Below are 11,861 nucleotides of genomic sequence, written 5' to 3'. Positions count from 1 at the left end.
CCATGCGTTTTGAAGGCACCGATCGTTACGTGGCCACGGATGAGCTCAAGCTCGCCGTCAACGCCGCAATCACCCTGCAGCGACCCCTCCTGATCAAGGGCGAGCCGGGCACCGGCAAGACCTTGCTCGCCGAAGAGGTGGCCCGCTCACTCGGCGCGCCACTGTTCGAATGGCACATCAAATCGACCACAAAGGCCCAGCACGGCCTCTATGAGTACGACGCCGTAGCGCGGCTGCGCGATTCGCAGCTGGGCGAGGCGCGTGCGTCGGAGATCGCCAACTACGTGGTGCCAGGCAAGCTGTGGCAGGCCTTTGTGAGCGATCAGCGCGCGGTCGTGCTGATCGACGAGATCGACAAGGCCGATATTGAATTTCCGAACGATCTGCTGCGCGAACTCGATCGCATGGATTTCCACGTCTACGAAACGCGCCAGACCATCACGGCCCTGCACCGGCCGATCGTGATCATCACCTCCAACAATGAAAAGGAACTGCCGGACGCCTTCCTGCGCCGCTGCTTCTTCCACTACATCCGCTTTCCCGATGCCGAAACGCTCAGCGCGATCGTTGACGTGCATTACCCGGGCATCAAGAAGGAACTCGTGCACGAGGCACTGACGGCATTCTTCGCCTTGCGCGAAGCGCCGGGTCTCAAGAAGAAGCCCAGTACCTCGGAACTGCTCGACTGGCTGAAGCTGCTGCTGGCTGAGGATATCGGCGTCGAAACGCTGCGCGAGCGTAACCAGCGTAAATCGATTCCGCCGCTCTACGGCGCGCTGCTCAAGAACGAAGCGGACGTGCAGCTGTTTGAGAAGATTGCGTTTCTGGCGCGGCGCGGCGGCTGAGACACCGCGCCGGCCGAACGTTTAATCGACCTGGAACGATTGGAGCGTCACGGGCAGGTTGTCGATGACAAACTGCAAGGATGTCGGTGTGAGGACAAAATGTCCGCCGAAACCTCCCGTGTGCCCGGTGACCGTGAATCGGAAATGCGAAAGGTCAAATCCCGTTTGCTGCGAGAACGTCATGAGCGTAAAGCTGCTGCCGATGACGTGGAAGCCAGTCTTAAAGACAAAATGGAGAATGCCGTCCTGCCCACGCTGCAGCTCGCCTTGTACCGCGACCAGATCCCTCTCGCCTTGTTCCGTCAAATCGAAGTGAACATATGCTTCGCTGTTGACCGCCAGACTACTGAAGGTCATCGTCCCGGGTACCCATTGCAGCTCGAATGGCGAATCGCCAGGACGCAGTACGGCGTATCGAGCAAGTACGGCATTGCCGAAGTGCCCGCCGCCCATCAAATATGGCACCGCTGGTAGTCCGGTACTTTCCAGCGTTGTTGTGGCGTTAGGAATTGTAGAGCCCGCGGGTAGCCAAACCATGCCATCGCGGACAGTAATAGCGCCCGTCAGCGACTGCGTTCCAACCATGCCCAGGGCACCGGGTCCCGTCTTGGTAAGTGAGCCGCTGCCGCTGATTCCTCCGCCGACCACGACGTGGCTATTGCTAGCCTCCACGATATGGAAATGCGTGGAGGCATCGAGGATCACGGCGGGTAATGCCGGGGCAGTCGTCGGATGATGGCCGGCGGATTCAAAGTAGGGTGCCGTTCCAGCAAACCGTACGGTTCCATTCTCCAAATTCCACGCCTCGCCAGCGCCAGCGCAGCTATCGACAATTCGGTTTACTGTAACCGTTCCACCAAGATCGATGTGGAAGCCCTGGCCGCCGCTGCAGGAAAGTGAAACGTCAGCTGTTGCTGAGTCGGGAACGATCTGTGGTGACCAGTTGGACGCCACATTCCAGCTGCCGCCGTCGGGCCCGACATAGGCGGCGGCATGCGCGGCAGTCGTCCCGACCAAGCCGACAAGAAGGGCTGTGATGCGGCGGGCGGAGAAGGTTCCGGGAATGAAAAGCATGCGTCAGGCTCCAGGCGAGAGGTACGTCACCGGCGGGAGGCGTCGACTTCAACGTTCGTCGTTGCCTTCCCGGTTACGGCGCCGTCCTGCCCTACGTGAAACCGTGGCGGCGATGATCATCGCCGATGAAGCAGGAGCTGACACGAACTGGACGGCTCGTGGGCCGTCCAGTGGCGCGAGGCGGGATCAGTTCGGCTTTTTCTTCGAAACCGTATCGAAGCGCGCAACGGCGCGGTCATGCAGCGGCTTGGCGTCGGCTTCGCTCACGTCGGTGACGGCGCCGCCTTCCTTCTTGGTATGCAGCACGAACAGGCCCTGGGCGTCCCAACCCAGGCGGGTCACCGAATTGGGTTTTTCGGCCATCGCGGCGACGCGTTCCTGCACCACGGCCATCGGCTTGCCGTTCTCGTGGTAGGCAAAGTAGATATTGACGCGGCCCTTGTCGCCGTAATCGGTGATCTCGCGGATGTAGCGCAGGCCGTTCTTGTCGAAGAAGCCATCCCACGCGGTGGTGCTGGTTTCGTCTTCGCTGGCGCCCTTGGCGACCTTCATGCCGCCGATGGCGCGTTCGAGCATGCCGTATTCGGATTCCAGCTTTTCCGACGCCGTCGGTTCGGGCGCGAGCTGGATTTCCACCTTGGCCGGCGAGCCCTTGGTCAGGACCGGGTATTCGCGCGGGGCCAGGTAGCTGCGTTCGCCGTCCTTGACGCGGGCGATCAGTATGTAGAACGAGTTCGGGTCGATCTTGCCCGGCTCGACGTCCAGCTTGAACGGCATCGGCATCGCGGCCACATTCGTCGTCGAGGAGGCGACCTGCACCTTGGGCTTGGCCGAGACGTTGAACAGTTCCAGGGTCAGCGTGGCGGCGGGCGACAGCTGGGCAGGGACCTTGAGCGCCACCTGGCCCGTCACCGCGGAGGCGATCGCCGCCTGGCTGGCCTGGGCCGCGGGCTTGTTGGCATCGGTCGACGGACCGCAGGCAACCAGGCCGACACTGGCAATGAGCAACGGAAGGGCAAGCTTGTGCACGGGTGGATCTCCGCAAACGTAGAATTCTGGCCGGGCGCAGCGAGCGCGGCCGACTGAGAGGGCCCGACAGCCTAGCGATTTTTGCCGACGCTGTCCTGGCATCGAAAGTCGAATAATGCCATCAACCCGCGGCCCGGCGCGTGCTCTGGGCCGATGCCTGCGCGAATGGACAGGACTTGACGTATGTTGATCCGATTTTTCTCTGGCTGCGCAGCCAGGGGCTCAAACCCAGCCTCAATGAGTTGCTTGCCTTGCTGGGGGCGCTCCAGGCCGGTTTTGCCCGGTTATCGCTGGACGAGTTCTACCACCTGGCCCGCCTTTGCCTGGTCAAGGATGAAACCCAGTTCGACCGCTTCGACCGGGCCTTCGGCGGCTTCTTCGCCGGGGTGGATGCCGCGGCGGTCGAACTCTACGGTCGTATTCCCGAGGAATGGTTGCGGCGCGAGTTCGACCGCGTCTTCACCGACGAGGAAAAGGCCCAGGTCGAGGCCCTGGGCGGCCTGCAACGGCTGATGGAGCAATTGCAGCAGCGCCTGGCGGAACAGGATGGCGTGCATCGCGGCGGATCGCGCTGGATCGGAACCGGCGGCACCTCGCCGTTCGGCAATTCCGGATACAACCCGGAGGGCGTCCGCATCGGGGGCCGGTCGGGCCAGCGCCGCGCGGTGAAGGTCTGGGACAAGCGCGAGTTCCGCAACCTTGATGACACGCGCGAGCTCGGCACACGCGACATCAAGCTGGCCCTGCGCGCCCTGCGCCGGCTGGCGCGCACGGGCGCCGAGAACGAGCTGGACCTGGACGGCACCATCCGCGCCACGGCGCGCAATGCCGGATGGCTCGACCTGAAGCTGCGCCCGGAACGGCACAACGCGGTCAAGGTGCTGCTGCTCCTGGATATCGGCGGCTCGATGGACGATCACGTGCGGATCTGCGAGGAGGTCTTCTCCGCTGCACGTGCGGAGTTCAAGCACCTGCAGCACTACTACTTCCACAATTTCGTGTACGAGCGGGTCTGGCGCGACAACGCGCGGCGCTGGGACGTGCACCAGCGCACGCTCGACCTGCTGCATACCTATCCGGCCGACTACAAGCTGGTGATCGTCGGCGATGCCAGCATGAGTCCCTACGAAATCACCGAGCCCGGCGGCAGCATCGAGCACATGAACGAGGAAGCCGGCGCGGTGTGGCTCAAGCGTCTGACCGACGTCTACCGGCGTGCCATCTGGCTCAATCCGGTGGACGAATCGCGCTGGAACTGGACACCGTCGATCGGCATCACGCGCGAACTGATGGACGGCCGCATGTTTCCGCTCACCCTCGCGGGCCTCAACAAGGCCGTCGACGCGCTACGCGGCCGCTAGCGGCCGCGTCAGGTTTCGCGCCGGCGAATCTTGAGCTGGTCGACCGGGAAGGTGGCGATATCCACGCCGCGGCTGCGGCGTGGTTGCCCGGCTTCCGGGCCCCAGGCATGCGCATAGATCACCTCGTAGGTGGCCGGCAGCACGCCGTCGCGCCGGAAGGGCTCGTAGGCGGCCGCGACGGCGGCCAGGCGCGATTTGCCGGTGAGGGTACGGCTGCGGCCGCTGTCGGCGTTGGTCGCGCCGATCGCCTTGAGGTCGCGCATCAGTCCCATGGTGTCCGGGTAGGTGAGGGTGAAATCCTCGCCGTCGAGCACCGGATCACGAAACCCGGCAGCCAGCAGCGCATCGCCGACGCGCTGGATATCCGCAAACCGGCTCACGTGTGGCGCCCGATCCACTTCCGCCCAGGCTGCGCGCAATTCGTGCAGCGTCATCGGGCCGAAAGTCGACAGCGCGAGCATTCCCTTGGGGCGCAACACACGCCGGAACTCATCGAACAGGGCCGGCAGGTCGTCGATCCACTGGATGCACAGGTTCGAGAACAGCACATCGACGCTGGCATCGGCCAGGGGCAGGGCGCGCGCATCGGCGCAGATCCGCGGCAGTGGCCGCAACCAGCTGCCCTGGCGCCTGGCCTGGCGCAGCATCGGCAGGGCCAGATCCATGCCGATCACCTGGGCCTGTTTCCAGCGTTTGCGCAGCAGGCCGGAAGCACGGCCCGGTCCGCAGCCCAGGTCGATCACGCGCAGCGGCGCGGTCTGCAGGTATTCCAGGCGTTCCAGCAGGCGGTCTTCCACCACTTTCTGCAGCACGGCATGGCTGGCGTAGCTCGCTGCCGCGCGGCCGAAGGCCTGGCGCACATGGCGGATATCGAAGGGAGGCGTCATGCGCTGATCTCCGCATGAAAGGACCGGATGGCGGCAGCCACCTCGTCGCCGTGGGCGATGAAGGGCGCGTGGCCGGCGGCGGTTTCCAGGTAGCGTCCCTGCGGGCTGGTCTGCGCGGACCAGCGCATTGCCGCGGCGGGAATCAGGCGGTCGCGGCGCCCGGCAATCCACAGGCTCGGGACGCGAAGGTCCGGCAGGTCGCCGCGAAGATCCGTCTGCTCCAGCACGCCCAGGCCCTCGCACAGTACCTGCAGCGCCGGTTCGCCGCGGTCGAACACGTGCGCCTTCAGCTCGCGCAGCTCCGACTGGGCGTGGTCCGAGCCGTGCGCTTCCAGGGCCAGGAATCGGTCGATGGTGCGGTGGTAGTCCTTGCGCAGGCCTTCGGCGAACTGGCGGAAGACATCGGCGGACACCGCATGGGGCCAGTCATCGGCAACGACAAAGCGCGGACTGGCGGCGATCAGGCAGACACCCCGGACGGTGCCAGGCATCAGGCGCGCCGCTTCCAGGCAGACCAGGCCACCCAGGGACCAGCCGATCCACAGGGCCGGTGGCACAGCGGCGGCCACCTCCCGCGCGAACGCCGTCGGGTCCAGGCTTGCCTCGCGATCGGCGCTGCGGCCATGGCCGGGCAGGTCCACGAGATGGAGCCGGAACGCGGCCGACAACCGTTCGGTCAGGGGGGCGAAAATGCCGCTGTGCATCGCCCAGCCATGGATCAGGACAAGATCAGGGCCGTGGCCCAGGGTTTCGATATGCATGATGTCGGTCGATGGCGGCAGCACGGGAACGCACCGCCTGGAATCTTCAGGAAAGCCTCTGCCGCACGTGGCTGATAGCGTCGAGCAGCGCTTCGACGTCCGCTTCGCCGTGGTGCACCGAAAACGTCACGCGCAGGCGCGACTTGCCCGACGGTACCGTCGGTGGTCGGATTGCCGGCACATAGAAGCCCAGCTCCAGCAAACCCCGGGACAGCGCGACAGCGGTTTCCGCCGAACCGGCCAGTACCGGCTGGATCGGTGTGGTGGATGGCACCAATTCCAGGCCGCGCGCCGCGGCGCCGTGGCGGAAATGCGCCACCAGGTGGGCCAGCCGCTCGCGCCGCCAGGATTCGAACCGGGCGATCTCCACAGCCACGCGCGCCGCGGCGGCCAGCGCCGGCGGCATGGCGGTCGTATACACATAGCTGCGCGCCCGCTGCACCAGGCCGTCGATCATCGTGGCATCGCCCGCGACAAAGGCACCGGCAACCCCGAGCGCCTTGCCCAGCGTGCCCATCAATACCGGCACGTCCCCGGCTGACAGCCCGGCCTGTGCGACACAGCCGGCGCCTTCCGGCCCGACCACGCCCAGGCCGTGGGCGTCATCCACGTGCAGCACCGCACCCTCCTCGCGGCACAGTCGGGCCAGCGCGCCGAGCGGGGCAATGTCGCCATCCATGCTGAACACGCCGTCGGTGGACAACACGGCTGCTTTCGATGGATCGGCCGCCAGCTGGCGCCGGGCACTGTCCACATCGCCATGCACGTAGCGCCGCAGACAGGCTCCCGCCAGGCGGGCTCCGTCGATCAGGCTGGCGTGATTGAGCTTGTCCTGGACCGCACTGTCGCCTTCGTCCAGGAGCGCCGCTAGCACACCGATGTTGGCCATATAGCCGGTGGAGAACAGCAGGGCACGGTCGCGTCCGGTCCAGCGGGCCAGGTCCTGCTCCAGCGCCTCGTGCTCGCCGCGATGGCCACCGAGCAGGTGTGCCGCCGTCGCGCCCACGCCCCAGCGCGATGCCGCCCGCCACAGCGCCTCGCGTAGGCGCGGATGCTGCGCCAGGCCCAGATAGTCGTTGCTGGCAAAACCCAGGAGGCGTCGCCCGTCGATCTGCAGCCAGGCCCCTTCGGCGGCCTGCACCGCGCGCACGCGCCGCAGCGTCCCGGCCGCCGCCCGCTCGGCCTGGACGCGGGCCAGGCGTTCGATCGGGTGGGGGCGGCGCATCGCTGCTGTGTCGGGTACGTACGGTGGATCAGGCCGCGGCGGCGCGGCCGCAGCCGCGCTCGCCGTCGGCCGCCGGCTCGCAGATATCCGCGTGCACGGTGCCCGGTTCCAGCACGACTTCCATCGGATGGATGCCCAGGCGACGGAACAAGGCCTGGTCGTGCTCCACATCCGGATTGCCCGTGGTCAGGAGCTTCTCGCCGTAGAAGATCGAGTTGGCGCCGGCCAGGAAGCACAGCGACTGCAGCTCATCGTTCATCTCCGCGCGGCCCGCCGACAGGCGCACCACGGACGCCGGCATCAGCAGCCGCGCCACCGCCACCGTGCGCACGAATTCGAACGGATCGAGCAGGGCGGTGCCGGCCAGCGGCGTGCCTTCCACCTGCACCAGCCGATTGATCGGCACCGAGGTCGGGTGTTCGGGCAGGTTGGCCAGGGTCTGCAAGAGCCCGGCGCGCTGCTCGCGCGTCTCGCCCATGCCGACGATGCCGCCGCAGCAGGTTTTCATGCCGGCCTGGCGCACGTTCTCGAGCGTGTCCAGGCGATCCTGGTATTCGCGGGTCTGGATGATCTCGCCGTAGAACTCCGGCGCGGTATCGAGGTTGTGGTTGTAGTAGTCCAGGCCCGCCTGCTTGAGCGTTTGCGCCTGCGGACCGCTCAGCATGCCGAGGGTGGCGCAGGTCTCCATGCCCAGCGCCTTCACGGCGCCGACCATGGCGGCGACCTTCTCCACGTCGCGATCTTTCGGTGAACGCCAGGCGGCGCCCATGCAGAAGCGGGTCGCACCGGCCGCCTTGGCCTGGCGGGCACGTTCGAGCACGGTTTCCACGGCCATCAGCTTTTCGGCCTTGAGCCCGGTCGCGTAGCGCGCGCTCTGCGGGCAGTAGGCGCAGTCCTCGGGGCAACCGCCTGTCTTGATCGACAGCAGGGTCGACACCTGCACGGCGTTGGCGTCGTGGCGCTCGCGGTGCGTGACCTGTGCGCGGTGGATCAGGTCGGCAAAGGGCAGATCGAACAGGGCGAGCACTTCCTGGCGCGTCCAGTCGTGGCGGATGGGTGTCATGGCGGCCTTCCGGTCGTAAAGTCGGGCGAGTGTCGTGATCGATCCGGAGACTGTCAACTTGAAGGGAATCGCTTGGGTTGACGGCCTGCGCCGGTGGGGATTCCGTTGGCTGCCGTCCCGCTGCGTCCTCTGCGGGGACCGGGGAGCACCGTCGCAGGACCTGTGCACCGGCTGCCGACGGGATTTCACGCCCAACCACCGTGCCTGCACGCGCTGCGCGATTCCCCTGGAAAGCGGCAATGGCGTATGCGGCCCGTGCCTGAAGCGGCCGCCGCCGTACGATGCGGCCTGGGCGCCCTTTGTCTACGCCGCGCCGCTTGATCAATTGCTGACCCGGTTCAAGTTCTCCGGCGACCTTGCCTGCGGCCGCGTCCTGGCCGAGACGATGGCTGCCGTCCCGCCCGGCGACCGGCCCGAGGCGCTGGTGCCTGTGCCGCTGCACCGGCAACGCCTGCGCGAGCGGGGATTCAACCAGTCGCTGGAACTGGCGCGTCACCTGGGACAGACCCTGGGAATACCCGTGCTCGCCGGCGGCCTGGACCGGATCCGCGAAACGCCCGCCCAGGCCGGCCTGGCCGCACTCGCCCGGCGGCGCAACCTGCGCGGCGCATTCGCCCCGGCCGCCGGGCTGCGCTGGCCGGCCCACGTGGCCCTCGTCGATGACGTGATGACCACCGGCTCGACCTTGGCCGCCTGCGCCGGTGCGCTGCGCACGGCCGGCGTGGCGCGGGTCAGCGCCTGGGCCCTCGCCCGCGCGCCTCGGTCCGGCGGCCCGGCGCCCGTCCCGTCGCCCGACTGAGACCTGGCTCCGGCACGGCCGGAAAAGTGCCGGTATGATGGCTCTCGGGGTCATCAGGGTGATTTCGCATGAGGGTTCGTCTGTTCCGCGCCCGCCAGTCGGGTGTGTCTATCAAGCGCGTGCTGAGCACGGTATTCACCATCGCGCTGCTGGTTGCTTACGTGGCATTCCACTCCAATCGGGTTCTTGGCCGCGTCATGCTGGTCGCCTTCGATGGCGACGACACGACCTACCAGGCCAGCTGGCCGGGCTTCACCGGCACGATCAGCGCCAAGAACGTGCACTTCCCGCTCATGGACGGCAGCTCGGACGACTTCGTGTTCGAGAAGGTGCGGATCGAGATCCCCTTCTGGCAGTACTTCCGCAGCCTGCTGTCGCGCAAGGAACGCAAGATGTTCAACGCGATCAGCGACGTGAAGATCGTGCTGACCGGGGGGCAGGGCACCAAGGACAGCCCGTTCGGCTACGAGCTGGCCGCCTTCGGCGGCTCGTCCGGCGCACTGTTTGAAGCCTTCGGTTGCGCGGAGGATTCGCTCTGGAGCACCGACGAACTCAAGGACATGGGGCTTACGCCTGGCCCCACCGAAGTGATCGTCGAATATCACCGTGACGGCGACACGCTCAACATCATCAAGTCCATTGATACGCCCGGCGTAGCGCGCGTGGCTTACCGCGGGTCGATGACGCTGCGCGATACCTCGGCGCTGCTGAGCCTGCGCGGCAGCGGCGATGCTGACATTGTCCAGGACGAGTGGGAAATCGAAGACCGCGGTTTCGTCGCCGCGCGCAACCAGCATTGCGCCAAGAAGGACAAGGTGACGCCCGACCAGGTGGTCGCCCGCCACGTTGCATCGGTCAGCCGCGCCCTCGCCGCCGTCGGCGTCGCCGGTCACGAGAATCTGGTCAACGCTTATCGCGAGTTCGCCACCAAGGGCGGCAAGATCGCGCTCAACCTCAAGTACGACCCGCCGATCACTGTCCAGCAGCAGGAAAGCGACACGCTGTCCAGCTGGCTGCCGGCCATGCGCGGCCAGTTCACCTTCAACGGCACGCCGATGGCGTTGAGCCTGGAATCGACCGCGCCGCGGCCGCTGCCGGGCATGGACGAAGAAGCCGAGGATTACGACGACACCGCTCCGCTGCCCACGATGGTGCAGGTCCTGCGCAGCGAGGGCATCGATCCGGTCCAGCTGGGCTACGGCGTCGCGCCCGCAGCGGCCGCACCGGCGGCGACAGCGCCGGGCAGTGCGGTGGTCGTAGCCAGTGCCACGGCACCGGCTGTCACGACAGCGCCGCCGGTATCAACCGCTGTTACGCCTGCTGCACCCTCCGTAGCGGCGCCGGCAACGCCGGTGAACAGCATCGCGGCGGCGGCACCGGCCAGGGCGGTCGAGACAGTCCGCGCTCCGGCCGCGCCTGCCGTGGTTCCGCTCGATGATGAGCCGCCACCGCCGCCGCCGGCGGGAACGCCGGTCGCCTATGCGGACCTGGGCAAATGGGTCGGCAAGCGCGTGGCGATCTATATGAAAGCGCGCCCCGCCATGTACGGCGAAGTGGCCGGCGTGGAGAAGGGCATCGTGCAGTTGCGTCGCCGGATTGCCGGCGGCTGGGCCCTGATGCCCATCGACAAGTCCAATTTCGAACGCGCCGAGCTCGCGGAATAAGTCGCGGTCCGCTGCGGCGGAGGACGGGTTGTGCCCGACCTCCGCCGCCTGCCGGTTTACACCGGCTTGAGGCCCAGTGCCAGGCACAGGCCGATCCACACGGCCATGCCCAGCCATAGATTGTTGCGGAAGGCCTCGAAGCAGGCCTTGCGGTCGCGGTGGCGGATCAGCCACTGCTGCCAGATGCAGAGCGCTGCCGCCGCTGCGACGCCCGCGTAGTAGATGCCATGCACCTTGGCCCGGCTGCCCACCAGCACCAGCGCCAGGACGAAGGTTCCCATCAGCACGCCGACGATGACGCGGTCGGCCTCGCCGAAGAGGATAGCGGTGGATTTCGCGCCGGCCTCGATGTCTTCGTCCCGGTCGACCATCGCGTACTCAGTGTCGTACACCGTTGCCCACAGCACGTTGGCCAGGAACAGCAGCCAGCACAGCGGCGGCAGCGCCGCCAGCCAGTCCCCGTCACCGCCCCTGACGGCGGCGAAGGCCATCGGGATCGACCAGCCGAAGGCGGCGCCCAGTACCACCTGCGGCAGATGTGTGTAGCGCTTGGCGAATGGATAGAGCGTGGCGAGCGCCGCACCGACCAGGGACAGCTTGATCGTCATCGCGTTGGTCAGGCACACCAGGCCGAAGGCCAGCACCATCAGGACCGCGAATAACACCAGCGCCGCCTTGGGCGTGATGCGCCCGGCGGCGATCGGACGGCCGCGCGTGCGTTCGACTTTCGGGTCCAGCCAGCGGTCCGCATAGTCGTTGATCACGCAGCCGGCGGCGCGCATGAGGAATACGCCGATGGTAAAGATGACCAGCAGGTGCGGCGGCGGGAAATCACCCCGCGCCAGCCACAGCGCCCACCAGGTCGGCCATAGCAGGAGCAGCGCGCCGACCGGGCGATCCATGCGCATGAGCACGAGATAGTCGCGGAAGCGCTCGCGCTGCGCCTCGGGCGCGAGCCGCAGAAATGCCGCCAGCACGCGGCGCGAGCGATCCGATGCATCGGCCGGATGCGCCGGTGGAGCCGGCGCGGCAGCGGGAGCTGCCGGCGTGGCGCGGGACCGGCCCCGGCCGGAGTGGCCGTCGCTGCGTCGGCCTTCGTGGGAATCGGAACTCTTGGACATTTCCCGAGTTTATCCCGCTACGCCGTTCTTGG

General features: G+C 67.0%; 11 protein-coding genes. 4 read left to right on the top strand and 7 right to left on the bottom strand.

Translation table 11 applies throughout. The annotated features are described in order from the left end of the window. Nucleotides 1-2: 2 nt before the first annotated feature. Nucleotides 3-845, top strand: coding sequence for an AAA family ATPase (locus tag N4264_RS00530; protein WP_261695135.1), 843 nt, complete (start codon nt 3-5; stop codon nt 843-845). Between the two features lie 21 nt (nt 846-866). Here the strand turns inward: N4264_RS00530 and N4264_RS00525 are convergent, their stop codons facing one another. Together N4264_RS00525 and N4264_RS00520 are read right to left on the bottom strand one after the other, a co-directional pair. After that, nucleotides 867-1,919 (bottom strand): hypothetical protein, encoded by a 1,053-nt coding sequence (locus tag N4264_RS00525; protein WP_261695134.1) that lies wholly within the window; start codon nt 1,917-1,919, stop codon nt 867-869. A 186-nt stretch (nt 1,920-2,105) separates the two neighbouring features. Continuing rightward, nucleotides 2,106-2,948 (bottom strand): YbaY family lipoprotein, encoded by an 843-nt coding sequence (locus N4264_RS00520; protein ID WP_261695133.1) that lies wholly within the window; start codon nt 2,946-2,948, stop codon nt 2,106-2,108. 176 nt (nt 2,949-3,124) lie between these two features. On the opposite strand from N4264_RS00520, the gene N4264_RS00515 reads away from it, so the two are divergent. Beyond that, a complete protein-coding gene (locus N4264_RS00515) occupies nt 3,125-4,309 on the top strand; it encodes a vWA domain-containing protein (protein ID WP_261695132.1) in 1,185 nt (394 codons plus the stop codon). Nucleotides 4,310-4,317: 8 nt separating this feature from the next. On the opposite strand, the gene bioC is transcribed toward N4264_RS00515, so the two are convergent. The 4 genes from bioC to bioB are packed head-to-tail and all read right to left on the bottom strand — an operon-like array spanning nt 4,318 to nt 8,245. Further along, a complete protein-coding gene (bioC, locus tag N4264_RS00510; protein WP_261695131.1) occupies nt 4,318-5,196 on the bottom strand; it encodes a malonyl-ACP O-methyltransferase BioC in 879 nt (292 codons plus the stop codon). Continuing rightward, on the bottom strand, nt 5,193-5,981 hold the full coding sequence (bioH, locus tag N4264_RS00505; protein WP_343231983.1) for a pimeloyl-ACP methyl ester esterase BioH: 789 nt from the start codon (nt 5,979-5,981) through the stop codon (nt 5,193-5,195). The genes bioC and bioH overlap by 4 nt, the downstream gene beginning before the upstream one ends. A gap of 22 nt (nt 5,982-6,003) precedes the next feature. Continuing rightward, nucleotides 6,004-7,182 (bottom strand): 8-amino-7-oxononanoate synthase, encoded by a 1,179-nt coding sequence (gene bioF / locus N4264_RS00500; RefSeq protein ID WP_261695130.1) that lies wholly within the window; start codon nt 7,180-7,182, stop codon nt 6,004-6,006. 28 nt (nt 7,183-7,210) lie between these two features. Further along, the gene (gene bioB / locus N4264_RS00495; protein WP_261695129.1) at nt 7,211-8,245 is read right to left on the bottom strand and encodes a biotin synthase BioB; all 1,035 of its coding nucleotides are present in this window, start codon (nt 8,243-8,245) and stop codon (nt 7,211-7,213) included. 58 nt (nt 8,246-8,303) lie between these two features. Between bioB and N4264_RS00490 the strand changes: the two genes are divergently transcribed. Next, nucleotides 8,304-9,044: a ComF family protein gene (locus N4264_RS00490; protein ID WP_261695128.1), complete on the top strand. Its 741-nt coding sequence runs from the start codon at nt 8,304-8,306 to the stop codon at nt 9,042-9,044. Nucleotides 9,045-9,112: 68 nt separating this feature from the next. After that, nucleotides 9,113-10,708 (top strand): hypothetical protein, encoded by a 1,596-nt coding sequence (locus N4264_RS00485; RefSeq protein ID WP_261695127.1) that lies wholly within the window; start codon nt 9,113-9,115, stop codon nt 10,706-10,708. Nucleotides 10,709-10,764: 56 nt separating this feature from the next. Here the strand turns inward: N4264_RS00485 and ubiA are convergent, their stop codons facing one another. Next, nucleotides 10,765-11,685, bottom strand: a complete 921-nt coding sequence (gene ubiA, locus N4264_RS00480; RefSeq protein ID WP_425508325.1) for a 4-hydroxybenzoate octaprenyltransferase — start codon at nt 11,683-11,685, stop codon at nt 10,765-10,767. Between the last annotated feature and the right edge of the window lie 176 nt (nt 11,686-11,861).

The organism is Tahibacter amnicola, assembly GCF_025398735.1.
In the GTDB taxonomy this organism is placed as follows: Bacteria; Pseudomonadota; Gammaproteobacteria; order Xanthomonadales; family Rhodanobacteraceae; genus Tahibacter; species Tahibacter amnicola.
This window is presented reverse-complemented; position numbering and strand designations above follow the sequence as displayed.